The sequence below is a fragment of the Streptomyces fragilis genome (assembly GCF_003112515.1).
Taxonomy (GTDB): domain Bacteria; phylum Actinomycetota; class Actinomycetes; order Streptomycetales; family Streptomycetaceae; genus Streptomyces; species Streptomyces fragilis.
Genome location: NZ_BEVZ01000012.1, coordinates 1 through 22658 on the forward strand (window position 1 = coordinate 1; position 22658 = coordinate 22658).

Here is a 22658-nt window from a genome sequence, read left to right on the forward strand (position 1 = left end):
GGGCGCCCTGGCTTCGACGTCTGGCGGCGGTCAGCGGCTGGAAGGGACGGTAACGACCTCACGGGCAGCAGTGGTCGTTCTGAACGGTAGAGCAGTGAACCGCAGGCACACTCCCTCCTTCGATCCCAACGTAGGCGGGTGAGAAGGGATGGGAATAGTGCACGGTAGAGATATTCCCCTCCCGCCAGTAGTCAAGCACCTGCGTCCTGGAAGCACCCACGCTCTGCTCGACGGCTCCGGTCATCCCTACCGCTGGACCATCACCAGCCTGGCCTTCAAGGGCGAACACGACCCCGCCGGGACCACTGCCACGTGGATCATCGGCGCCCCTGCCGCTCGCGCCGTCACTGCTCTGGAACGTCTCCAGCCGCCCGGTTCCGACCTGCTGTTCAGGGGCCTGCGCCAACACTCCCGAGCCCGCCCCGGGGCAATGACCTTGCGCTCCAGCAATGAGCTGATCAACAACGTCATCACCTGGATCAACACCTACTGTCGCCACCATCACCGCACCGACACGATCCCCGACGTCAACGGCACCCCCTGGAACCTGACCGCCCGCCAGTTCCGCCGCACGCTGGCCTGGTACGTCGCCCGCCGCCCCGGCGGCGTCATCGCAGGAGCGGTCCAATACCGCCACCTCGGGATCCAGATGTTCGAGGGCTACGCCGGCACCAGCGACTCGGGCTTCCGCGCCGAAGTCGAAGCCGAACAGGCCATGCAACGCGGTGAACGCCTGCTCGCACTGGCCACCGACCACCAGCACGACCTGCGAGGCCCCGCCGCCGCAGAAGCTGCCGCCCGCCTCTCCGACTTTCACCAGGGCATGGGCTTCACCGGCTCGGTCATTACCGACCCCCGCCGCCTGCGCCGCGTCCTGGCCCGCCACGACCCCGAGGTCTACCCCGGCACCTATGTCACCTGCGTCTTCAACCCCGACAAGGCCCTGTGCCGCCCCCGCGCCGCGCCGGATGGAGGCCGCGCGCTCCCGGTACCGCTGGACTGCCGCCCGCTGGAGTGCCGCAACGTTGCGCTGACCGCCGACAACATCACCGCTCTCACCGCGCAGGCTGAGCGCCTCGACACCCGGCTCCGCACCCGACCCGAGCTCGCACCCCTCCTGCACGCCGACCTTCAGCGGCGTCGCGACGCGATCCGAGCCTTTCTCGCCCCCGTCGGTGAGGCGGCCCAGTGACCGCCTACAGCCGCCCCCTGCCGAGCCGAGCCGACGTTCGCGCAGCCGTCGACGCGCTGACCCAGGAGACCGGCAGGACTCCAAGCGTGCTGGCCCTGGCCACCCGCCTCGGCCTCGCCAACACCACCTTCCGCCGCAACTTCCCCGACGTCTGTACCGACCTAACCCCGACCGCACATGCTCCGGCCAGCGCGAACGGCGCCGTAGCATACACCGAGATGAAAGCCGACAACGCGCGCCTGCGACGCGACAAACGCGATCTTGCCGCCCAACTTGAGGCCGCCGTCGCTGCCATCCAGCGCCTCAGCGTCGACAACGACCGCCTGCGCGCCGCCCTCCACGAGGCACGGGCCGTCACGCCGCTGCCCCGACGCAGGGAATCCCCGTGAGAACGATCACGGTCACGAGCTGACGCCGCGGCGTCCGGACTGGGCCCAGGGACGCCGCCGGTCTGGAGGCCGGCGAAGTCGGTGTGGGCATGCTCGACGGCTTCGCGGTACGCCTCGCGCTGACGGCGTCGGGTGCGGTCCCGGCGACGGCGCGCAGGCGGGCGACGCAGGCGGTGATCTGACGGTCCCAGTCGGTGAACAGGGTGCGCGAGGCCGGGTGGAGGAAGGGGTAGCGGGCCAGGTTGCGGTGTTTGGCGGGCCAGTCCTCCAGTCCCGCGTACAGGGCGATGCCGCCAGGGTTCCAGGCGAGCATGTCCATGCTGCGGCTGATGACGTAGGCCGGGTTCGGGCGCAGTGACTCCAGTAGCAGCTTCAGGTGGGGTCGCACGGTGCGGCTCGGGGCCGGCGGCGGTTCGGAGACGTAGCGGGCGGCACGGGCGGCGAGCTCGCGCAGGTGCTGGTGTTTCTGGTCGTCCATGTGCAGGGCGCGGGCGAGCGAGTCGAGGACGGCGGGGCTGGGGCGGGTCTCCTTGCCGCGTTCCAGACGCACGTAGTAGTCGATGCTGATCCCGGCGAGAGTGGCCAGCTCCTCCCGGCGCAGACCGGGGGTGCGGCGGATACCGACGCCGACGCTGAGACCCACGTGCTCGGGACTGGTCTGGGTGCGGCGGGCGCGCAGGAAGCGACCCAGCTCGGCGCCCTCGCTGTGCGCGCTCGTCGAAGTCATGACTCCAGTCTCACCCGCCGGGCACCCGCCACGCGGGCGGGAGGGGGGCCCTGTCGTTACCCCCGAAGAGCCCGCCCTGCCACACCGGAGCAATCCGGGCGAAGGTGAATGAGGAAGACGCCGGCCCCTCGCGCCGCCCGGACTTCGACGGGCACGGCCTGCCGGATCGGGCAAGAGTGGGAGAGCAGGCGAAACCATGATCGGAAGAGGGCGAAATGCGGTACATCAAGCTGCGTGACCTGGAGGTTTCCCGGATCGGTCTGGGTGCGATGGGCATGTCCCAGGGATACACCGGCTCGGGCACCGATGACGCGGAATCGATCAGGACCGTGCACCGGGCCCTTGAGCTGGGCGTCACCCTTATCGACACCGCCGAGATCTACGGCCCCTACACCAACGAGGAGATGCTCGGGCGGGCGCTGAAGGGCCGCCGGGACAAGGTGGTGCTGGCCACCAAGTTCGGCCTGGTCTCGCACGGCGGGGAGGGCGCGTGGAACCTGGACTCCAGCCCGGCCAACATCCGCACCGCGGTCGAGGGCTCCCTGAAGCGGCTGGGCACCGACCACATCGACCTGTACTACCAGCACCGCGTCGATCCGAACACGCCGATCGAGGAGACCGCCGGCGCCGTGGGCGAGCTGATCGCCGAGGGCAAGGTGCGTGCCTTCGGCCTCTCGGAGGCCGGTCCGGACACGATCCGCCGGGCCCACGCCGTCCAGCCGGTCACCGCGGTGCAGTCCGAGTACTCCCTGTTCACCCGGGGAATTGAGGAGCGCGTGCTGCCCGTCCTGCGGGAGCTGAACATCGGCCTCGTGCCGTTCTCCCCGCTGGGCCGCGGGATGCTCACGGGCACGGTGCGCTCCACCGACCAGTTCGACGAGAACGACTTCCGCCGTGACAACCCGCGCTTCACGGGCGAGAACTTCCGGCGCAACCTGGCGCTGGCCGACGAGGTCAAGGCGCTGGCCGACGAGGTCGGTGCCAGGCCCGGGCAGGTGGCGCTGGCCTGGCTGCTCGCCCAGGGCGACAACATCGCCCCCATCCCCGGCACCAAGCGCGTGGCCCGGGTCGAGGAGAACGCGGCCGCCGACGCGGTCACGCTGACGGCCGAGCAGCTCGACAAGCTCTCCAGCCTGCCGCCCGCCGCCGGCGACACCCACACCGAGGCCCAGGCCCGGATGCTCGAACGCTGACCCGGGCCCCGCAACGATCCCCGTTTGGAGCAGTACCCCTGATGCGTGCAGCAGTGATGTACGGAGCCGGTGACGTCCGCGTCGAGGACCGGCCCGACCCGAAGATCGTTCAGCCCACTGACGCCGTGGTGCGCGTCGTCGCCTCCTGTGTGTGCGGCAGTGACCTGTGGCCTTATGCGTCGATGCCCGCCACCGGCACCGGCCGCCCCATGGGCCGGGAGTTCCTCGGCGTCGTCGAGGAGACCGGCACGGACGTGACCGGCCTGAAGACCGGTGATCTGGTCGTCGCCCCGTTCACCTACAGCGACAACACCTGCGACTACTGCGCCAAGGGCCTGCACATCTCCTGCCGCAACGGCGGCCGGTACGGCTTCGACGGCGTCGACGGAGGGCAGGGCGAAGCCGTCCGCGTCCCGTACGCGGAGGGCACCCTGGTGAAGCTGCCGGTGGCCTCCGACTCCGCGCTGCTGCCGTCGCTCCTGGCGCTGTCGGACGTGATGACCACCGGCCACCACGGCGCCGTCACCGCCGGCGTCGGCCGCGGCGACACCGTGCTGGTGGTCGGGGACGGCGCGGTCGGCATGTGCGCGGTGATCGCCGCGAAGCGGCTGGGGGCCGAGCGGATCGTGCTCGCCGGCCGCCACGAGGCCCGCACCGGCCTGGGCCGTGAGTTCGGCGCCACCGATGTGGTCGCCGAGCGCGGCGAGGAGGGCATCGTCCGCATCCGCGAGCTGACCGGCGGCGTGGACAAGGTCATCGAGGCCGTCGGCACCCGCCAGGCTCTCGACACCGCGCTCGGCGCGGTCCTGGACGGCGGCACCATCAGCCGCCTGGGCGTCCCCCAGTACGAGCAGGGACCGATCGGCCCGGCCGAGTTCATGCGCAACATCACCCTGACCGGCGGCGCCAGCCCCGCCCGCGCCTACATCCCGGACCTGCTGCCCGACGTCCTGGACGGCACCATCACCCCCGGCCGCGTCTTCGACCAGGAATTCACCCTCGACCGGACACCGGACGCCTACCGGGCCATGGCCGACCGCCAGGTCCTCAAGGCCCTCCTCCGCCGCTGAACCCGCCCCCGCCTCCAGCGAAGGACATCCCGCTCATGCAGACCGTCACCCTCAACAACGGCGTCGAAATGCCGCTCCTCGGCTTCGGCGTCTACCAGGTCCCCGCCGAGGACACCGAGCGCGCCGTCTCCGAGGCCCTGGCCGCCGGCTACCGCCTGCTGGACACCGCCGCCGCCTACGGCAACGAAGAAGCCGTCGGCCGCGCCATCAAGTCCAGCGGCATCGCGCGCGAGGAGCTGTTCGTCACCACCAAGCTGTGGGTCCAGGACGCCCCTGCCCAGGAGAACACCCGCCGCGCCTTCGAGACGTCCCTGACCAAGCTGGGCCTGGACCACCTCGACCTGTACCTGATGCACCAGCCCTTCGGCGACGTCTACGGCCAGTGGCGTGCCATGGAGGCGCTCAACCGCGAGGGCCTGACGAAGGCGATCGGCGTCGCCAACTTCTACCCCGACCGTCTGCTCGACCTGATCATCAACAACGAGATCACCCCGCAGGTCAACCAGATCGAGACCCACCCCTTCTTCCAGCGCGCCGACTACCAGGACCTCATGCGCGAGCACAGCGTGCAGATCCAGTCCTGGGGCGGCTTCGCCGAAGGCAAGAACGACCTGTTCACCAACCCGCTGCTCGCCGGGATCGGCAAGGAGTACGGCAAGTCCGTCGCCCAGGTCGTGCTGCGCTGGCTCACCCAGCGCGGCGTCGTCGCCATCCCCAAGTCGGTGCGCGCCGAGCGCATGGCCGAGAACTTCGACGTCTTCGACTTCCAGCTCACCGACGAACAGATGGCACAGATCGCCACCCTCGACACCGGCAGCTCCCTGTTCTTCGACCACCACGACCCCGAGATGGTCAAGTGGCTCGCCGGGCGCCGTCTGGACAGCTGAACGCCTCACCCCTGCCCGTCGCCGGCCGCGGGTGCCCTCAAGGCGAATGCCCGGGGCGCCCGCCCGGCTTCCACGGTTCACCGGGAGCCGCCCACCTTGATCCCGCCGCAGCACCACGGCGCCCTGCCGGGCCGGCGCACCGTTCTGCGCGGCGCGCTGCTGACCGCAACCGCCGCTTTGAGCGCGCCCCACCTGGCGGGCTGCTCACCGTCCTCACCTCGGTCCGGCACCCCCACCGCCTCCCAGCCCGCCACGAGGAGCGGAAGCAACGTGAAACGAGTCCTGCTGGCCTACTTCTCCCGCCCGGGCGAGAACTACTACTACGGCGGCCGCACCGACCTGAAGGTCGGCAACACCGAGGTGCTCGCCAACAAAATCGCCGACCGCACCGCCTGCGACACCTACCGCATCCAGGCCGCCGACCCCTACCCTCACGACTACGACGCGACCGTGAAGCGCAACGTCCGCGAGCAGGACACCGACGCCCGCCCGGCCATCGAAGGCCGCCTGCCCTCCCTCGACGACTACACCACCATCCTCCTGGCCAGCCCCATCTGGAACGTCCGAGCCCCCATGATCATGACGACGTTCACCGAAGCCCTCGACTTCCGCGGCAAGACCGTCCACCCGGTCACCACCTACGCCATGAGCGGCCTGGGCACCACCGAACGCGACTACGCCGCCTCCTGCCCCAGCGCGACCATCGCCGAGGGCCTCGCGGTACGCGGCGAAGAGGTCAAGGACGCCGACACCGAAGTCGCAGCATGGCTGCGACGCATCGGGCTGCCCACCCGGTGACCGGTCCGACCGGGGACGTCACGGCTGCTCGCCGTCCTCGTCACCGTCCTCGGACGCATCCGGTCCACGGAAGGGACGCAGGCCCTGGCCGGGGCCGCTGGCCTTGATGTTGAACAGGTAGCGGCCCAGGAAGTTGATGTGCCGGTCCTTGAGCGGGGACAGGCGGGCGACGTCCTCGTCCTTGATGTCGTGGCCCTCGGCGCGGAGCCGGGCCACGGCGGCGTCCAGATAGCGGGTGTTCCACAGGACGACGGCGTTGAGGACCAGGCCGAGGGCGGCGAGCTGGTCCTCCTGGCCCTCGCGGTACTTCTTCGGCAAGCACCTCAGCGTCTGAGAAACGCACCATCACTGTGAGGGGCCCGGCGAGCCGGACCCCTCAGCGCGTCGGAAGCCGCCCGTCGCTCAGGTTCCGGCCTGCACTGGCCGGATCGGCGGCCAGGCGCCGGTGACCGCTGGCAAGCCATCGGGCAGATCGGCCGGTCGGCCGCTTCCGGTCAATCGGTCGACTTCGAACCCTGGCTACAACACGCCTTCGATCCCGACGGCTCCCCACGCCGGGGCGAGCCAGGCCAAAGCGGTGTCGCGGTCCGTGGTCGCCGGGCACAGAGAGAACCGGCCGGCCAAGACGCCGCGCTCGAAGAGGCTGACCAGGGTGTCGCGCCGCGAGTGGTACGGCTCGCTGAGGAGCGACCGACCCGCGAGTTCCAGGATGTCGAAGACGACGAGATGCGCCGGATGTTCGACCGCCGCCGTCCGGGCGCCCGCACCACGACGGCGAGCCCGGGACTGGAGGGCGCTGAAATCCAGGCGGCCCCCGGAGGCAACGACGCACTCTCCGTCGAGAACCGTGACCCCCGGAAGGGCACGAGCGGCGGCGGCAAGGTCAGGGAAGGCCGGCGTGAGGTCGCTGCCGTTCCGCGACTGCAGGTGGGCGCGGCCGGGCCCGGCGAAGAGGAGGGCTCGGTAGCCGTCGGCCTTCTGTTCGTACGCCAGACCGCCCGGCAAGGCCGCGTCTCGGGGCAGCTCATCACGCGCTACGGCGAGCATCGGCTGGATCGGAGGATCGAGAGGCACACCACAGCTCTACGCCTGATCAGCCTGTGTCGCAGCTCGAGCCACCTGCCCCACCCGCCCGTCGGAGGACCCGGCTGACCGCACGACGAGACCTCCGCCCGGCAACCGGCCTGTCGCGCGATTCGGCCAGTTCGGCGGCTTTGTGCCATTCATGGGCAACCAGCCCGCGACCGCATCGCGATGCCGCTACACAAGAGACTGGCGGCGGCGTCCCGTCGTCGGGGGTGAGGGCTGGCCTGTGGGGAGGGCGGAGCGGTTGTTGACCATCAACGTGACGGTTCTGCTGGCAGTCATCGTCGTTCTGCGGCTGAGGCGCCGTACCCAGGCGCGCAGTCGTTCCGACGAGAAGCTCACCGTCGTGATCGTTCTGGCGTTGGGGGTTCTGATCGCTCCCACCGCGGCCGGTCAGGGGATCTTGGACATTCTGGGACAGTTGGCGAGCGGCGTCACTCAGGCCAGCCGATGACGCCCTCCGGCGCGGGCTGCGGATCACGTGTGCGGGGAGCGAGGCAGTGATGGCGGCACGTCAATGGCACCGGCGCCTGAAGAAGCGGACTCGGCGGCAGCTGCAGAGCTGGGGAGCCCTGGCGGCGTCCCTCACCGCCGTAGCGGTCGCCGCGAACTGGTCGACAGTCTGGCCGATTCTGGTGGCTCTCCTCGCGGCGGCCGCGGTGGGCGGGACAGGCTGGGCGCTGCTGCGTGCGCACCGTCACGCCGTCGGCCAGGACCGCTTGTGGCGGGCGCAGGAGGAGGCCCGGGCGCGCGAATTGTCCATGGCCGAGGTGGACGCCTTGTCGTGGCAGGAGTTCGAGACGTACATCGCAGAGCTGTGCCGGCGGGACGGCAGCACCAGAGTGGTCGTCAGCGGTAAGAGCGGCGACCTGGGCGCGGACGTCGTCGGCTACTTGGCCGACGGCCGGAAGCTGGTCGTGCAGTGCAAGAAGTACGCACCGCACCGGAGTGTGTCGTCCCAGGACATGCAGAAGTTCGTCGGCACAGCGCGCCTCGAGCACGGCGCGGACGTCGCGGTATTCGTCACCACCGGCCGCGCGTTCACCAAGGCCGCGCTGGCGTTGGCGTTGCGGCAGGACATCGTGGCTCTGCATCGCGATCTGCTGGGCGCCTGGGTCAAGGGCGCGCACCTGGACACACTGATCCCGTTGAACGGCAGGGGTGGCGGCACCGGACGGCGCGCTGCTTCCTGACGACGGCACGCGTTGCCTGTGCGGACCGCCGCCGCGACTCAGACCAGATCGGACGGGTCCGTGTTCGCTCCGCACAGCACGACGCACACCTTCTCCCCGGGCGCCGGCCTGTAGCTGGTCCCGGGGATCACCGCCCGCTCGGAGGCCGGAAGCATGTCCGCCTCCGGCGTACAGCGGTCCTCAGCGAGCAGGGCCGCGAGGGCTGTCGCCGCTCCGTGTTCGACCGCCAGGCGCCGGTGGTCCCACAGCGCTTGCCGAGCCCGCACGATGCCGTCGTCCGGCACGAGCACCGACAGCACGTTGTCCTGCAGTGCGGCCCGCAGCGCCGTCTCGGACGTGCGGCGGGCGCCGAGCGAGTCCGCGGCCACCAAGTCCACCGTGACGTCGACCACGTGGCCGGCGACCCGCGCTGCCGCCAGGGCCTGGCAGTTCTCGGGCTCCACGGCCACGGTGCGAACTCCGTGGTGCTGGGCGGCGGTCGCGACTCCGGCGAACAGCCCGCCGCCGCCGACCGCGACCACCACGGTGTCAAGGTCGGGGATCTGCTGAAGGATCTCCTCGAGGAGCGTTCCAGCGCCGGCTGCGATAAGGGGGTGGTCGTAGGCGTGGGAGGCGAGCGCCCCGGTCTCGGCGGCGTGCGCCTCGCAGGCGGCGAGCGCGTCGGCGTACTCGGCTCCGACCAGGCGCACTTCCGCGCCGTAGGACCGCAGCCGTGCCACCTTGACCTCCGGCGCGGTCGCGGGGAGGAACACCACCGCCGGTACGTCGTGCTGCTGGGCGGCCCAGGCGCACGCCAGGCCGGCGTTCCCGCCGGAGGCGATCGTGACGCCGGCGGCGGGCAAGGTGCCCTCTTCCCGGTGCGCCGCGAGGAAGTTCCACGTGCCGCGCGCCTTGAAACTCCCGGTGTGCTGCATGAACTCCAGCGCCAGCCACACCCGGCACGGCTCGTCCGGCCGGTCGTCGAGCGGATCGCGTCGGGCGGTGCGGACGGCGGCCGCGTCCAGCTCGGTGACGGTCACGGGCCGGACGTGCCCGCGGACGCGGTCGGCTGCGGCCTTGACGTCGCCGTGGGAGAGAGGGGTCATCGGTGTGCTCCGGTGGCAGCGGTAGGGCGGCGCGAGGACTGCATCATCGCGCCCTTGGAGAACGATCGGCGCGGCCTGGAGGAAACCGCTGCGTCACCAGCCTCCTCATCTCCGGCCGAACCGCTCAACATCCGGCGCCTCTACTCTTCAGCGGGGTGTGCGTGCCCACCTCACCGGGGGCACGGGGTGGGCCGGCGCCGTGACAGCAAACCGGCCACAAGAGGCAATTCGGCTGCAGCAGATGGAGGCGGGCTGGCAGCATCGGGGCATGGAACTGCCTTCGAAGGAACCGGAGATCGGTGATGCGTTCGGGCAGATCCTGGCTCAGTGCTGGGCTGCCGGAGCCGCGCCTTGGTCGGCCGTCGAGATCATCGAGCGGGACGACGGCCGGATCGACGCCCATGACGCGTCCACCTACTTCTCGGAACCCGAGCGCTGGGCGGTCCTGGAGCGGTGGGCGTGGGAGCGGGCGGGAGGGCGGATCCTCGACGTGGGCTGCGGCGGTGGCCGTCACACGGTCCCATGGGCTGCCCGAGGGCTCGACGTCATGGGTCTGGACGCCTCTCCGGGCGCGGTGAACGTCGTGCGGGGCCGCGGAGTGGAGTGCGTGGTCGGCTCTGTGCCCGATCTACTGCCCGGGCTCGGGAAGTTCGACACCGTCACCCTGTTTGGGAACAACATCGGCCTGCTGGGCGGGCCTCAGACGGCCCATCAGGTCCTGGATGCTCTCGCGACGGTGACCAGGCCGGGCGGCCGGCCGATCGGGACGGGGACGGACCCGGGCGGAGACGACAGCATCCACGCCGCCTACCACGCCTGGAACGTGGAGCGAGGTCGTTCCCGCGGCCAGGCCCGCATCCGCGTCCGCGCCGCTGGCATCGCCACGACATGGTTCGACTACTGGTTCCCCACGTCGGAGGAGATCACGGAAGTGGTCGCAGAGTCGGCCTGCTGGGCCTTGGAGGAGCTGCAGCGCAGCCCGGACGGGCCCGGATACGCCGTGATCCTGCTGCGGCGGTGACCATCGGACCAGTGCCGGTTATCCCCGATCCGTCTCCGAAGCCGAGCCCAAAGGTGCCGACGCCAAGCCGCTCGGGAATCACTTGGAACGTGCGCGTGCGACAACTGCGCGTCGCGGAACTCGACGGCCCAGGGAGCGGATAGCGGGAAGGGGCACGGCATGGAAATGCTGATCGTCGGCGGTTCAGGATTCCTCGGCACCGAACTGGTCCGGCGAGCGGTCACAGCAGGTCACGCGACATCAACAACCTATTCCTCCCGACCTCCCAGGGACGGCGGGCATCCCGTCGCCTGGTACCGGCTCGACCTCCGGAACACCGATCAGGTCCAGCGGGTGATGGCCGAGGCACGTCCCCAGGTCGTCATCAACGCCTCCAGCGGCCTTGCCGACTGGGCGGTCACGGCCGAAGGCCCCGTCCGGCTCGCGCTCGCCGCCGCGAGGTCGGGCAGTCGGCTGATCCACGTCTCGAGCGACGCCGTGTTCTCCGGCCGCAGCCGCCTCCACTACGACGAGTCGCAACTACCCGACCCGATCACACCCTACGGAGCGGCGAAGGCCGCAGCCGAGACCGGAGTCCGCCTGGTGCACGCGGACAGCGTCGTCGCGCGCACCTCGCTGATCATCGGCGGCGGACAGTCCGAACACGAACGCACGGTGCACGAACTGGCCGCCGGGACTCGCGCCGGCGCTCTGTTCACGGACGACATCCGCTGCCCCATCCACGTGACCGACCTGGCCGAAGCCCTCCTGGAACTCGCGGCATCGGACGCGCGCGGCATCCACCACCTCGGCGGAGCCGACGCCCTCAGCCGCCACGAACTCGGCGTCCTGATCGCCGGACGCGACGGTCTCGACCCTTCCCGATTGCCCACGGGTCTTCGAGCGGAGAGTCCATATCCGGGCCCTCCTGACGTACGTCTCGACAGCCGCGCCACGCAGCGGAAGCTGCGCACCAGACTCCGCGGCGCGCACGAATTCCTCGGCAGGGGCTGACGGCTCCGGTCGTCACGCCACGGCGTAGCTGAGGCGGAACAACTCCGCCGCGGCCTCCAGGTCCCGCTCCGTACCCAGCCGCACTTCGAGATCCCCGGTGCCGTGATGCCCGATGCGCGACACGTCCCTGGTGAACCCGGGCACGAGATCGACGCTCCGCGGGTCGAGCGGCAGGTAGACCAGCAGCTTCGACCGCTGCGGAGGACACACGCACGCGAAGTTCCGTACACGCTGGTAAGCCCGGTAGGTGCGGTTCTCGACCCGCGTGATGTCCCGTCCCAGGCCGAGCAGCGTCTCGTCGACGGCGTTCACCAGCTCCGTCATCCGCGTCTGGACCGGACCCGTGCGCCTGGTATCGACCGCACGATGACCGCGGTGTGCCTCGCTGCCTCGGTGCGGGGTCCGCGTGGGCGAGGTGACCGGCTCCAAACCGATCAGGTCCGTGCCGAAGAACCGGTAGCGCACCAGCTCGATCATCCGCCGGTGCTCGCGCACGGCGTGGATGTCGTAGCGGGTGAAGTCGCCGGTGACGCAGATCAGCCTGGGCGCGCTCCACCTCACCTGGGCGGCCGCCGCGGCCCCAAGACGGTCGCGCACCAAGTTCCGGAACACATCACGGTGAGCCGTCAGCCAGGCCATGTAGAAGAGACCCTGGCTGATCAATCCCGGGTCTGTGCCGCGTTTGTACTCGACGATCACGGGCGCGCCGTCGATCCCGAGGGAGTCGATGCGTCCGCCGTCGACACAGTTGATGACGTACTCGCTCGCGAGGAACCTGACGCCCAGCAGCGTCTCCATGTTCATCTCGATGAGGCGCTGCACGTCCGCCTCGACCTCAGCAAGACGCGGGGCCACCTCGATCGCCCCATCCTTCGTCGCCCGGAACAGCTTCAGCTCCGACACCTTCCCCTCATCCGCCAGGAGTCTCACAACGTCGGGGAGGCACGGGTTTGTTTCCAGGCGCACCTTCGAAACGGGAAGCAAACGCGAGAGCTCCCCGCTCAACGACTCCGAGCCGATCAGTCCCAGATGCCCGAGTTCAACAGAGCGTAGTCAGCACCAAGTCAGCACGGGACATGCGATGACGGGTGATGACGTGGGCTTTTAGTCAGCACCAAGTCAGCACGGGATTCAGCACGGCGGTTCCAAAACGTGCCGCGACAGGGCAACTCGGACAGGGGTCTCGCGGGGCGTTTTCGGCCGTCGGGAGGGGTCTGGCGAGGAACGATCGCACTGTCATGGAGGGGACACTCACTCTCGCGGACGAAACTATGGTGTCCCGCCACATGTGCGTCTGACCTGCGGGTTTCTACGTTGTGCCGACACGTAGACGTCCCCATCCCACATCTGGAAGTGGTCACCATGGCCTCATCGGCAGCCGCGCCCCCGACGCCGAACAGCTTGAAGAAGATCGTCGCCGCGAGCCTCATCGGCACCACCATCGAGTGGTACGACTTCTTCCTCTACGGCTCGGCCGCCGCGCTGGTGTTCAACACCCTGTTCTTCCCGGACGAGGAGCCGCTCGTCGGCACCCTCCTGGCGTTCCTGACCTACGCGGTCGGTTTCCTGGCGCGCCCGCTGGGCGCCCTGGTGTTCGGTCACTACGGCGACCGGCTGGGCCGGAAGAAGCTGCTGGTGATCAGCCTGCTGATGATGGGCGGCGCGACCTTCCTCATCGGCCTCCTGCCGACCCACGCCACGATCGGCGCGGCCGCCCCGGTGCTGCTGACGGTGCTCCGGCTGGTGCAGGGCTTCGCGCTCGGCGGCGAGTGGGGCGGCGCGGTGCTGCTGGTGTCGGAGCACGGCGACCCCAAGCGGCGCGGTTTCTGGGCCTCGTGGCCGCAGACCGGCGCCCCGGCCGGCCAGCTGCTGGCCACCGGTGTGCTGGCGCTGCTGACCGCCACCCTCTCGGAGAGCGCCTTCGAGTCATGGGGCTGGCGCATTCCGTTCCTGCTGTCCGGCGTGCTGGTCCTGATCGGTCTGTGGATCCGTCTGTCGGTCGACGAATCGCCCGTCTTCAAGCAGGCGCTGGCCGCCGCCGAGGCCCGCAAGGCCGAGGGCGCCGCCGAGAAGCTGCCGCTGGTCGCCGTCTTCCGGTACCACTGGAAGGACATCCTCGTCGCGATGGGCGCCCGCATGGCGGAGAACATCTCGTTCTACGTGATCACCGCGTTCATCCTGGTGTACGCCGTCGAGGCGGCCGAGATGTCCAAGCAGACCGCGCTGAACGCGGTGCTGATCGGCTCCGCGATCCACTTCTGCGCGGTTCCCGCGTGGGGCGCCCTGTCCGACCGCTGGGGCCGCCGCCCGGTCTACATGCTCGGCGCGGCCGGCATCGGCCTGTGGGTGTTCCCCTTCTTCTGGCTGATCGACACGGGCAGCTTCCTCGCCCTGCTGACCGCGGTGACGGTGGGCCTGGTGCTGCACGGCGCCATGTACGCCCCGCAGGCGGCGTTCTTCTCCGAGCTGTTCTCCACCCGGGTCCGGTACTCCGGCGCCTCGATCGGCGCCCAGTTCGCCTCGGTGGCGGCGGGCGCCCCGGCCCCGCTGATCGCGACCGCGCTGCTGTCGAACTACGGCACCTCCACCCCGATCTCGCTGTACGTGATCGCCGCGGCGGTCGTCACGCTGATCGCGGTGGCCGTGGCGAAGGAGACCCGCGACCGCGACCTGAACGACATCGACGGCACCGCCGCCGCGGGCGCCCCCGCGTCAGCCGGCGCGTCGGGCGGCGTGGCTCCCAGCGAGCAGACCGTCTGACCCCCGCCCGGGGTGGCTCGCCGGCCACCCCGGGCACGGCGAAGGCCCCGCACGCCGCCTGAGCGTGCGGGGCCTTCGCCGTGCCGAGTGCCGGGACCGAGGCCGCCGGCTTCAGGCGCGGGGCGCCGAGGCCAGACGCTGCAGGCGCAGGGCGAGCTGGATCTCCAGAGCCCGGTCGGGCCGCTGCCAGTCCTCGCCGAGCAGGCGGCCCACCCGCTCGAGGCGCTGGGCCACCGTGTTGACGTGGACGTGGAGCGCGTCCTTGGTGCGGGCAGGGCTCATCCCGCACGCGAAGTAGGCGTCGAGGGTGCGCACCAGGTCCGTGCCGCGCCGCTCGTCGTAGGAGATCACCTCGCCGATCGTGCGGTCGACGAAGCCGGTGATGTCCCGGTCCCCGGCGAGCAGCAGGCCGACGAAGCCGAAGTCCTCGGCGGCCGCGCCGTCGCCGGCCCGGCCGAGGAGCCGCAGCGCGTCCAGGCACCGGCGGGCCTCCTGGTAGGCGACGGCCACCTGGTCGGGGCTGCCGGACAGCACCTCCTGCGGTGCGGACGCGCCGACGGTGACGGCGTCGTGCACCGCCGTGCTCAGCCTGCGCGCGACGTCGCGGGCCAGCGCGGTGGCGCTGCGGCCGGACGGCAGCGGGAGCAGCAGCACCGTCCCGCCGTCGCGGGCGGCGGCCAGGCCGTGCCGGGTGGAGGCGAGGTGGGACGCGGCGGACCACAGCCTGCGGCGGGCCTCCGCCTCCGCGTCGCCGCCCGGCGCGGTGGCCTCCAGGCGGGCGGCGAGGACGACGTGGGTGACGTCGAGGTCGGCGTGCAGCCGTGCGGCGCGCATCCGCAGCAGCCGGGGGTCGTGGTCGCGGGCGTCGAGGAGGTCGTCGAGGAGCTCGCCGCGTACCCGCTGTTCCGCCTCGGCGGCGGAGCGGCGGGCGAGCAGCAGCAGGGAGGTGACCATCGCGGCCCGCTCCAGGGTGCGCTGGTCGACGGGGTCGAGGACGGGGTGCCCCCGCAGCACCAGGGCGCCGAGGAGTTCGCCGCTCGCGGTGACGGCGGCGATCCAGTCGTCACCGTGCGGCACTGCGTGGCCCTCGGCGCGGGATGCCTCCAGCGCCTCGGCGGGGACGGCGGTGATGTCGGCGAAGGACACCGAGCCGTCCAGCACCTCCGAGACGGCGGCGGCCACGTCGTGCACCTGGCCGCCGCGCAGCACCAGTTCGGCGAGGCGGTCGTGGACCCCGGAGGCGCGCTCGATGACGGCGCTGCGGTCGCGGATGATCTCGTTGGCCCGCTCCAGCTCGGCCACGGCCGAACGCGTCTCGGTGAGCAGGTTGGCGGTGTCGATGGCGGCCGCGGCGAGGGCGGCGAAACTGCTGAGCAGCGCGATCTGCTCGCGTTCGAAGACGCGCGCGCGGCGGTCCGCGGCGAACAGCACGCCGATGACGTGGTCGCCCAGCATCAGGGGGACGCCGAGGATGGCGACCAGTCCCTCGTCGTGGACGCCGGCGTCGATGGCCCCGGTGTGCAGGAACCGCTCGTCCTTGAAGTAGTCCTGGGTGACGTAGGGCCGGGCCGTCTGGGCGACCAGGCCGCCGAGCCCTTCACCCATGCCGAGGCGCAGCTGCTGGAACCGCGCCGCGACGGAACCCTCGGTGACGCGCATGTAGGTGTCGCCGCGGGCCGGGTCGTGGAGGGAGAGGTAGGCGACGTCCGTGCCGAGGAGGGAGCGGGCGCGCTGGACGATGGCCCGCAGCACGGCGTCGAGGTCGCGGGGGCCGGCCAGGTCGTGGGCGGTGGCGAACAGCGCGGACAGCTCCTCCTCGCGGCGGCGCCTGCCCTCGAGCTCGGAACGCACCCGCAGGGCGAGGTGCCGGGCGCGGCGCAGGGCGGCGACCTCGGCGGCCGGGCGCCCCTCTGCGCGGGCGACCAGCACGGGGCGGTCGTAGGCGTCGGCGGAGGCGCCGCGGGCCAGCAGCTCCAGGAAGGGCGTCTCGGCCCCGCCGGGCGCCTCGCCGTCCCCGCCCGGCTCCGCACCGTCCCCGGCGTCGGGTGCCGCGGCCGGTCCGGACACGGCCGGAACCTCGGCCGTCCCCCGCACAGCCGGACTTCCGGCCGGGGTTCCAGCCGGACTTCCGGCCGGGCTTCCGGCCCGGGTTCCGGTCCCGGTTCCGGCCGGGGTTCCAGCCGCCGCTTCGGTGCCGGGCCCGACGGCGGGCGCGGCCGCGGGCACGGCGTCGGGCGAGGCGCCGTGGGCGGCGGACGGCGCGGCGGAGGCCGCGCCGTCCGCCCGGGGTGGAACGGACGGTTCCGCGGACGGCCGGGCGACCGGCGGCGGCACGCTCTGCGGGCGATCGTGGGGCATGGGCACAGGATTCACCATGGCCGGGGCCCCGGGACACCCCTGTGGACAACGGCCTCTCGAAGCGCGGGACGGCGGCGGTCCGCCGCCCCGCGCGGAAGGGTCCGGACCGGTCAGTGGGCGGTCCAGCCGCCGTCCATCACGTACGACGACCCGGTGATGGTGGCGGCGGCCGGGCCGCAGAGGAAGACCACCGTCTCGGCGACCTCGGCCGGTTCGATCAGCCGCTTCACGGCGGTGTCGCGGAGCAGGATTTCGGAGACCACCCGGTCCTCGGGGATGCCGTGCACCGCCGCCTGGTCGGTGATCTGCTTCTCGACCAGTGGTGTGCGCACATAGCCGGGATTCACACAGTTCGAGGTGACGCCATGGGGCGCACCCTCCAGGGCCACCGTCTTGGAGAGGCCCTCCAGCCCGTGCTTGGCGGACACGTAGGCCGACTTGAAGGCCGACGCGCGCAGGCCGTGCACGGAGGAGATGTTGACGATGCGCCCCCAGCCCTGCTCGTACATGTGCGGCAGGGCCCCGCGGATGAGGCGGAACGGGGCCTCCAGCATCACCGTGAGCACGGTGTGGAAGACGTCCGGCGGGAATTCGTGCACCGGCCGCACCAGCTGGATCCCGGCGTTGTTGACCAGCACGTCGACGCCGGCGGCGGCCCGCTCGGCGGCGTCCAGGTCGGTGAGGTCGAGGACCTGGGGCTCGACGGTGCCCTTCAGCCCCGCCGCCTGCCCGGCCAGCTCGGCGAGGCCGTGTCCGTCACGGTCCACCGCCCGCACCGTGGCGCCGGCCGCGGCCAGCCGCAGGGTGCAGGCGCGCCCGATGCCGCCGGCGGCGCCGGTCACCAGGGCGGTGCGTCCGCAGAGGTCGGGCGGGGACGGATCGAGGGGGGAGTCGAGGCCCCCGAGGGTGCTGGGCTGCTCGGTCATGGTCCGACCCTAGGCAGCCGCCCCACCCCGACCCATGTGGCCAGCGACCATACTTGCGGGTCAGCTCATAGGGTCGAACCATGTGGGGGCGTCCGACAGTGCCTGCTTGATCCGCGTCACTGCCCACGCATCGAGCTCCGGCAGGGCGTCCACCGGGAACCAGGCCACGTCCAGGGACTCGTCGTCGTTCACCCGCGCCTCGCCACCCACCGCGCGGCAGCGGAAGGTGATGTCCATGTACTGGCAGACGTCGCCGTTCTCGTAGGTCACCGGCTTGAGCGCCTGCACGCTCAGCACCCGCTCCGGGACGCAGCGCACCGCCGTCTCCTCGAACACCTCACGCACGGCGCAGGCGGCGGGCTCCTCCCCCGGGTCGGGAATCCCGCCGATCACCGCCCAGCGGCGGGTGTCGGCGCGCCGGTTGAGCAGGACGCGACCGCCGTCCTCGTCGAGGACGATCGCGGTGACGCCGGGCAGCCACAGCAGCTGGTGCCCGGCGCTGGCGCGGAGCGTGCGGATGAAGTCCGGGGTTGCCATGGCCCGAACCCTATCGGCCCGTGCCGGCCCGCCGGGCCCGCACGGTCCGGCCGGCCGCCCAGGCCACGCCCGCCGCGCCGACCAGGACCAGCGCCCATTCGGGCAGCGTGCCCAGGGTGGTCGCCGGGGTGCTGGAGGACCGCAGCGGCACCTCCTGCACGAGGGTGCCGGGGACGAACATGCCGGTGCGCGCGGTCACCCGGCCGTCGGGCAGGATGATCGCGCTGACCCCGCTGGTCACCGGCACGGTCACCGTCCTGCCGTGCTCGACGGCCCGCACCCGGGACATGGCGAGCTGCTGGTAGGTCATCTCGCTGCGGCCGAAGGTGGCGTTGTTGCTCGGCACCGAGAGCAGCTGGGCCCCGGAGGTCACGGTGTCGCGCACCGCCCAGTCGAAGGCGGCCTCGTAGCAGGTGACCAGTCCGACGCCGGTGCCGTTCATCCGGAAGACGCCCGGGGTGGTGCCGCGGCTGAAGTCCCGCCGGACCATGCTCGTCCAGGTCTCGTTGATCGCGCCGATGAGGGGGCGCAGCGGGAGGTACTCGCCGAACGGCTGGGTCTGCCGCTTGTCGTAGGTGTCGACCGGGCCCTTCACCGGGTCCCAGAGGATCTGCTCGTTGTAGACCTTGCCGTCCCGCTCGACCACGCCGCCGACGGCGATCGGGGCGTCCACGGCCTTGGCGGCGCGGTCGATGACCTCGGCGGCGTCGGCGTTGGCGAAGGGGTCGATGTCGGAGGAGTTCTCCGGCCAGAGCACCAGGTCGGGCCGCTCCGCCTCGCCGGCCGCGATGCGGCCGGCCAGCCGCTCGGTCTCGCGGACGTGGTAGTCGAGGACCGCGCGGCGCTGGGCGTTGAAGTCGAGGCCCAGGCGCGGCACGTTGCCCTGGATCACGGCGACGGTGGCCGTGCCGTCCGCCGCGCCGGCGTCCACCGCGGCGCGCGCGCCGAGTGCGGCGCCGAACGGGGCGAGCAGGCTCAGCAGCGCGGCGGCCGCGGCGCCTCGGCGCACCGCCCCGGTCCGGCGCGCCGACCAGGCCTGCCGGACCGCCTCGCAGAGGCCGAAGCCGCTCAGCACCACCGCGAAGCCGAGCAGCGGGGTGCCGCCCAGCGCGGCCAGCGGAAGCAGGACGCCGTCGGCCTGGCCGAAGGCCACCTTGCCCCAGGGGAAGCCGCCGAACGGGAAGCGCGCCCGGACGGCCTCGCCGGCCGTCCACACCGCCGCCGCCCACAGGGGCCAGGCGGGCAGCCGGGACACGGCCGCGATGCCGACCGCGGTGAGCGCGAGGAACAGCGCCTCCACGGCGACCAGGGCGAGCCACGGCCCGGGGCCGACCTCGATGCCGGTCCACACCAGCAGCGGCAGCAGGAAGCCGAGCCCGAAGAGGTAGCCGAGCCCGAGGGCGGGCTTCCACCGGCGGCCGCGCAACGCCTGGCCGAGGACGGCGAAGGCGGGCAGGGCGAGCCACCACAGGGTGCGTGGTGGGAAGCTCGCGTAGAGCAGCAGGCCGGAGAGGACGGCGGCCACGGCCGGCAGGAGCCGGCGAAGCCGGGCCGCGGCCCGGCCGCGGGGGCGCTCGGCGGATCCGCCCGCGGGCCGGTCGCCCGAGGCTTCGGTGGTGGGTGCGGTGACGGTCACTGGTGGAGTCTAAGGCGCATGTCAGGGCCCCGGATCGGGCCGGCGGACCCGCCGGCGGGGTGCCGAGGACGGTGGGTCGCCGCCGGGCAGGCGGAAACCGGCGGCAAACCGGGAGGAGACGGACGGCTTCGACGGTACCCGGGCCTGGCCGCACCCGGCCCGGCCCACGGCCGGTGACGTTGCTCTCGCCCCGGCCACCGAGGCGCTGCCGTCGGTCCCGCCCGGCCACGCGGGCAGCCGCGCGGTACTGCACCACTGACGTCCGCCTTGCCCGAACCCCGCGCACCGCCGACGCGATGCCTCGGCCCCTGACGCCGACCGCGCCGCAGGCCTGGCGCCTTCGCAAGGCTGCCGTCGGTCCCGTCCGGCCGCACGGCCACCCGCACTGTGCTTCAGCCTGACGTCGACCTGACCGAGACCCGCCGCTCCCGCCGACCCGGCGCCTCAGCGCGGACGTCGGTCCCGCCCCGGCCCCGCGGCCACCGGCGGCGCGGTGTGTCAGCGGGCCGCGCTGACCTCGCGCAGTCCGCGCCCCTCGGCGTAGAAGAGGGCGGCCTCGGTGAGCCGCGACTCGACGCCGCCGTGCAGCACGGTCAGCGTGCCCGAGCCGGCCGCAGTCCCTGCGCCGCCCCGAGCGGCGTCACCCGGCACGGCGTCGCCCTCCGCGCCCGCGCCCATCCCCGCCGCGCCGACGCGCCGCAGCGCCTGGGCCGCGACCGCCGTGGCGGAGCCGAAGAGCTCGGGCCGGTGGCCGACGACGCGCTCGAGGGCGGTGCCGATCCGCCCGGCGACCAGTTCGTAGTGGGTGCAGCCCAGCACCACGGTGCGCACGCGGGCCGGGGTGAGCGCGGCGGCGGCCGCGACGGCGGCGTCCACGGCGGCCTCGTCGGCGTGCTCGACGGCATCCGCCAGGCCGGGGCAGGGCACCTCGGTGACGTCGACGCCCGCGGCGAACTGCTCGATCAGCCCGCGCTGGTAGGGGCTGCCGGTGGTGGCGGGAGTGGCCCAGATGGCGACCGGGCCTCCGCCGGCGGCCGCCGGCTTGATCGCGGGCACGGTGCCCACGACCGGCAGAGCGGGCTCCAGGTGCGCCCGGAGCGTGGGCAGCGCATGCACGGAGGCGGTGTTGCAGGCGACGATCAGGGCGTCCGGGCGGTGCTCCGCGGCGGCCTCGGCGACGGCCAGCGCGAGCCGGGCGATGTCCTCGGAGCTGCGGGGACCCCAGGGCATGCTGCCCGGGTCGGAGGAGAGGACCAGATCGGCGTCGGGCCTGAGCCGGCGCACCGCGGCGGCCGCCGCCAGCAGCCCGATTCCGGAGTCCATGAGCGCGATCTTCACCCCGTCACCATAGACGATGAGCGCGGAGTGCCCGCTTCCGTGATGCAGACTGCGGCGATGAGCGTCGTGGTGTGGATCTCCGCCGTGTCCCTCGCCGTCTGGCTCTGGCTGCTGCTCGGGCACGGGCGTTTCTGGCGCACCGACGTGCGGCTCCCCGAGCGGCGGGAGCCGGCCGCGTGGCCGCGGGTGGCGGTCGTCGTCCCGGCCCGCGACGAGGCGGACGTCCTGCCGCACAGCCTGCCGTCGCTGCTGGCCCAGGACTATCCGGGCGAGGCCGCCGTCGTGCTGGTGGACGACGGCAGCACGGACGGCACCGGCGACCTGGCCCGGCGGCTGTCCCGCCGCCACGGCGGGCTGCCGCTGACCGTCGCCTCGCCCGGGGAACCGCCGGAGGGCTGGACCGGCAAGCTCTGGGCGGTGCGGCACGGGCTCGCCGCGGCGCGGGCGGGCTCCCCCGAGTTCGTGCTGCTGACCGACGCGGACATCGCGCACGCGCCGGACAGTCTGCGCTCCCTGGTCTCCGCCGCGGTCACCGGCGGCTTCGACATGGTGTCGCTGATGGCCCGGCTGCGGGTGGCGGGCGCCTGGGAGCGTCTGGTGGTGCCGGCCTTCGTGTACTTCTTCGCGCAGCTCTACCCGTTCCGCCGGGTGGCCGGGCCCGGGTGCCGGACCGCCGCGGCCGCCGGGGGCTGCGTCCTGCTGCGCGCCTCGGCCGCCGAGGAGGCGGGGATCCCGGACACGATCCGGGGCGCGGTGATCGACGACGTGGCGCTGGCGGGTGCGGTGAAGGGTCGCGCACCGGGCGCGCGGATCTGGCTCGGGCTGGCCGACGACGTGGTCAGCGTGCGCCCGTACCCACGCCTGCGGGACCTGTGGCGGATGGTGTCGCGCAGCGCCTACGCCCAACTGCGCCACAGCCCCGCGCTCCTGGCGGGCACGGTGGCGGGCCTGTGCCTGGTCTACCTGGCGCCTGTGGCGGCCCTGGCGGCCGGCGTGGTGGCGGGCGTGCCCGCCGCGGCGGTCTGCGGGGGCGCGGCCTGGCTGCTGATGGCGGCGAGTTACCTGCCGATGGTGCGGTATCACCGGCAGCCGCCGTGGGCCGCGGTGCTGCTGCCGTTCACCGCGTCGCTCTACACGCTGATGACGGTGGACTCCGCGGTGCGCCACCACCGGGGGCGCGGCGCCGCCTGGAAGGGCCGCACCTACGGCCGCCCCGAGGCCCTTTCCGTCACCCGTTCGCGGAGGGCTCCGAACGGCCGAACGAGCACCGGCGGACAGGACGCCTGACGGACTGGCACAAAAGCCCCGTAAGACCGCATGAGGACACTCCTGAGGCCGGAGTTAACCGTGGGTAACGTGTCCGATACCGACTCCCATACACGATTCGTGATGGACAGGAGGCCCCTTTTTGCCAAATTCGCTCGGATTGGGTATCCAACATCACCGCCGACACGGAAAACAACCTTCTT

General features: G+C 72.3%; 21 protein-coding genes and 1 pseudogene. 12 read left to right on the forward strand and 10 right to left on the reverse strand.

The window, feature by feature from the left end:
• Positions 1 to 157 precede the first annotated feature (157 nt).
• A complete protein-coding gene (locus Sfr03f_RS28755; protein ID WP_159105751.1) occupies positions 158 to 1192 on the forward strand; it encodes a hypothetical protein in 1035 nt (344 codons plus the stop codon).
• Positions 1189 to 1581, forward strand: a complete 393-nt coding sequence (locus Sfr03f_RS28760) for a hypothetical protein (protein ID WP_108957148.1) — start codon at positions 1189 to 1191, stop codon at positions 1579 to 1581. Before Sfr03f_RS28755 ends, Sfr03f_RS28760 begins: the two co-directional genes overlap by 4 nt.
• Here Sfr03f_RS28760 and Sfr03f_RS28765 read toward each other — a convergent pair.
• Positions 1547 to 2308: a helix-turn-helix transcriptional regulator gene (locus Sfr03f_RS28765; RefSeq protein ID WP_245967818.1), complete on the reverse strand. Its 762-nt coding sequence runs from the start codon at positions 2306 to 2308 to the stop codon at positions 1547 to 1549. The genes Sfr03f_RS28760 and Sfr03f_RS28765 overlap by 35 nt on opposite strands.
• 215 nt (positions 2309 to 2523) lie before the next feature.
• On the opposite strand from Sfr03f_RS28765, the gene Sfr03f_RS28770 reads away from it, so the two are divergent.
• The 4 genes from Sfr03f_RS28770 to Sfr03f_RS28785 all read left to right on the forward strand — a co-directional run bounded on the left by Sfr03f_RS28770 (position 2524) and on the right by Sfr03f_RS28785 (position 6256).
• Positions 2524 to 3501: an aldo/keto reductase gene (locus tag Sfr03f_RS28770; protein WP_108957149.1), complete on the forward strand. Its 978-nt coding sequence runs from the start codon at positions 2524 to 2526 to the stop codon at positions 3499 to 3501.
• A gap of 41 nt (positions 3502 to 3542) precedes the next feature.
• Positions 3543 to 4571, forward strand: a complete 1029-nt coding sequence (locus tag Sfr03f_RS28775) for a zinc-binding dehydrogenase (RefSeq protein WP_174721673.1) — start codon at positions 3543 to 3545, stop codon at positions 4569 to 4571.
• Between the two features lie 35 nt (positions 4572 to 4606).
• A complete protein-coding gene (locus Sfr03f_RS28780) occupies positions 4607 to 5458 on the forward strand; it encodes an aldo/keto reductase (protein WP_108957151.1) in 852 nt (283 codons plus the stop codon).
• 270 nt (positions 5459 to 5728) lie between these two features.
• A complete protein-coding gene (locus Sfr03f_RS28785) occupies positions 5729 to 6256 on the forward strand; it encodes a flavodoxin (RefSeq protein ID WP_245967819.1) in 528 nt (175 codons plus the stop codon).
• Positions 6257 to 6274: 18 nt separating this feature from the next.
• Here the strand turns inward: Sfr03f_RS28785 and Sfr03f_RS28790 are convergent.
• Positions 6275 to 6568 (reverse strand): annotated as a pseudogene (locus tag Sfr03f_RS28790) (Tn3 family transposase); the annotation flags it as partial.
• A gap of 207 nt (positions 6569 to 6775) precedes the next feature.
• A complete protein-coding gene (locus Sfr03f_RS28795) occupies positions 6776 to 7303 on the reverse strand; it encodes an ATP-dependent DNA ligase (protein WP_108957152.1) in 528 nt (175 codons plus the stop codon).
• Positions 7304 to 7586: 283 nt separating this feature from the next.
• On the opposite strand from Sfr03f_RS28795, the gene Sfr03f_RS28800 reads away from it, so the two are divergent.
• Positions 7587 to 7796 carry a hypothetical protein gene (locus Sfr03f_RS28800; protein WP_108957221.1) on the forward strand — a complete coding sequence of 70 codons (210 nt, stop codon included), beginning with the start codon at positions 7587 to 7589 and terminating at the stop codon, positions 7794 to 7796.
• A gap of 49 nt (positions 7797 to 7845) precedes the next feature.
• Positions 7846 to 8535 carry a restriction endonuclease gene (locus tag Sfr03f_RS28805; protein ID WP_108957222.1) on the forward strand — a complete coding sequence of 230 codons (690 nt, stop codon included), beginning with the start codon at positions 7846 to 7848 and terminating at the stop codon, positions 8533 to 8535.
• A gap of 38 nt (positions 8536 to 8573) precedes the next feature.
• Here Sfr03f_RS28805 and Sfr03f_RS28810 read toward each other — a convergent pair whose 3' ends face one another.
• The gene (locus tag Sfr03f_RS28810) at positions 8574 to 9620 is read right to left on the reverse strand and encodes a serine/threonine dehydratase (protein WP_108957153.1); all 1047 of its coding nucleotides are present in this window, start codon (positions 9618 to 9620) and stop codon (positions 8574 to 8576) included.
• Positions 9621 to 9888: 268 nt separating this feature from the next.
• Between Sfr03f_RS28810 and Sfr03f_RS28815 the strand changes: the two genes are divergently transcribed.
• Complete coding sequence (locus Sfr03f_RS28815; RefSeq protein ID WP_159105752.1) at positions 9889 to 10641, forward strand: class I SAM-dependent methyltransferase; 753 nt, start codon at positions 9889 to 9891, stop codon at positions 10639 to 10641.
• A 159-nt stretch (positions 10642 to 10800) separates the two neighbouring features.
• Complete coding sequence (locus Sfr03f_RS28820) at positions 10801 to 11634, forward strand: SDR family oxidoreductase (RefSeq protein WP_108957155.1); 834 nt, start codon at positions 10801 to 10803, stop codon at positions 11632 to 11634.
• 12 nt (positions 11635 to 11646) lie between these two features.
• Here Sfr03f_RS28820 and Sfr03f_RS28825 read toward each other — a convergent pair whose 3' ends face one another.
• Positions 11647 to 12537, reverse strand: a complete 891-nt coding sequence (locus Sfr03f_RS28825; RefSeq protein WP_108957223.1) for a DUF5655 domain-containing protein — start codon at positions 12535 to 12537, stop codon at positions 11647 to 11649.
• Positions 12538 to 12996: 459 nt separating this feature from the next.
• On the opposite strand from Sfr03f_RS28825, the gene Sfr03f_RS28830 reads away from it, so the two are divergent.
• Entirely contained in the window at positions 12997 to 14394 is a 1398-nt protein-coding gene (locus Sfr03f_RS28830; RefSeq protein ID WP_170145177.1) for an MFS transporter, read from the forward strand.
• 111 nt (positions 14395 to 14505) lie between these two features.
• Here Sfr03f_RS28830 and Sfr03f_RS28835 read toward each other — a convergent pair whose 3' ends face one another.
• The 5 genes from Sfr03f_RS28835 to Sfr03f_RS28855 all read right to left on the reverse strand — a co-directional run bounded on the left by Sfr03f_RS28835 (position 14506) and on the right by Sfr03f_RS28855 (position 21189).
• Positions 14506 to 16371 carry a helix-turn-helix domain-containing protein gene (locus Sfr03f_RS28835; RefSeq protein WP_245967826.1) on the reverse strand — a complete coding sequence of 622 codons (1866 nt, stop codon included), beginning with the start codon at positions 16369 to 16371 and terminating at the stop codon, positions 14506 to 14508.
• 491 nt (positions 16372 to 16862) lie between these two features.
• Positions 16863 to 17678: a 3-hydroxybutyrate dehydrogenase gene (locus Sfr03f_RS28840; RefSeq protein ID WP_108957157.1), complete on the reverse strand. Its 816-nt coding sequence runs from the start codon at positions 17676 to 17678 to the stop codon at positions 16863 to 16865.
• A gap of 60 nt (positions 17679 to 17738) precedes the next feature.
• Positions 17739 to 18215, reverse strand: a complete 477-nt coding sequence (locus Sfr03f_RS28845; RefSeq protein ID WP_108957158.1) for an NUDIX hydrolase — start codon at positions 18213 to 18215, stop codon at positions 17739 to 17741.
• A 10-nt stretch (positions 18216 to 18225) separates the two neighbouring features.
• Positions 18226 to 19851, reverse strand: coding sequence for an apolipoprotein N-acyltransferase (lnt, locus tag Sfr03f_RS28850; protein WP_108957159.1), 1626 nt, complete (start codon positions 19849 to 19851; stop codon positions 18226 to 18228).
• 498 nt (positions 19852 to 20349) lie between these two features.
• Positions 20350 to 21189 (reverse strand): glutamate racemase, encoded by an 840-nt coding sequence (locus tag Sfr03f_RS28855; RefSeq protein ID WP_108957160.1) that lies wholly within the window; start codon positions 21187 to 21189, stop codon positions 20350 to 20352.
• Between the two features lie 57 nt (positions 21190 to 21246).
• On the opposite strand from Sfr03f_RS28855, the gene Sfr03f_RS28860 reads away from it, so the two are divergent.
• Complete coding sequence (locus tag Sfr03f_RS28860; RefSeq protein WP_108957161.1) at positions 21247 to 22476, forward strand: glycosyltransferase; 1230 nt, start codon at positions 21247 to 21249, stop codon at positions 22474 to 22476.
• Positions 22477 to 22658 lie beyond the last annotated feature (182 nt).

What these genes read in the sequence shown, in the direction of transcription:
- Sfr03f_RS28765 (WP_245967818.1), bottom strand. Translation starts at nt 2,308, where the DNA reads ATGACTTCGACGAGCGCGCACAGCGAGGGCGCCGAGCTGGGTCGCTTC.
- Sfr03f_RS28770 (WP_108957149.1), top strand. Translation starts at nt 2,524, where the DNA reads ATGCGGTACATCAAGCTGCGTGACCTGGAGGTTTCCCGGATCGGTCTG.
- Sfr03f_RS28775 (WP_174721673.1), top strand. Translation starts at nt 3,543, where the DNA reads ATGCGTGCAGCAGTGATGTACGGAGCCGGTGACGTCCGCGTCGAGGAC.
- Sfr03f_RS28780 (WP_108957151.1), top strand. Translation starts at nt 4,607, where the DNA reads ATGCAGACCGTCACCCTCAACAACGGCGTCGAAATGCCGCTCCTCGGC.
- Sfr03f_RS28795 (WP_108957152.1), bottom strand. Translation starts at nt 7,303, where the DNA reads ATGCTCGCCGTAGCGCGTGATGAGCTGCCCCGAGACGCGGCCTTGCCG.
- Sfr03f_RS28805 (WP_108957222.1), top strand. Translation starts at nt 7,846, where the DNA reads ATGGCGGCACGTCAATGGCACCGGCGCCTGAAGAAGCGGACTCGGCGG.
- Sfr03f_RS28810 (WP_108957153.1), bottom strand. Translation starts at nt 9,620, where the DNA reads ATGACCCCTCTCTCCCACGGCGACGTCAAGGCCGCAGCCGACCGCGTC.
- Sfr03f_RS28815 (WP_159105752.1), top strand. Translation starts at nt 9,889, where the DNA reads ATGGAACTGCCTTCGAAGGAACCGGAGATCGGTGATGCGTTCGGGCAG.
- Sfr03f_RS28820 (WP_108957155.1), top strand. Translation starts at nt 10,801, where the DNA reads ATGGAAATGCTGATCGTCGGCGGTTCAGGATTCCTCGGCACCGAACTG.
- Sfr03f_RS28830 (WP_170145177.1), top strand. Translation starts at nt 12,997, where the DNA reads ATGGCCTCATCGGCAGCCGCGCCCCCGACGCCGAACAGCTTGAAGAAG.
- Sfr03f_RS28840 (WP_108957157.1), bottom strand. Translation starts at nt 17,678, where the DNA reads ATGACCGAGCAGCCCAGCACCCTCGGGGGCCTCGACTCCCCCCTCGAT.
- Sfr03f_RS28845 (WP_108957158.1), bottom strand. Translation starts at nt 18,215, where the DNA reads ATGGCAACCCCGGACTTCATCCGCACGCTCCGCGCCAGCGCCGGGCAC.
- Sfr03f_RS28860 (WP_108957161.1), top strand. Translation starts at nt 21,247, where the DNA reads ATGAGCGTCGTGGTGTGGATCTCCGCCGTGTCCCTCGCCGTCTGGCTC.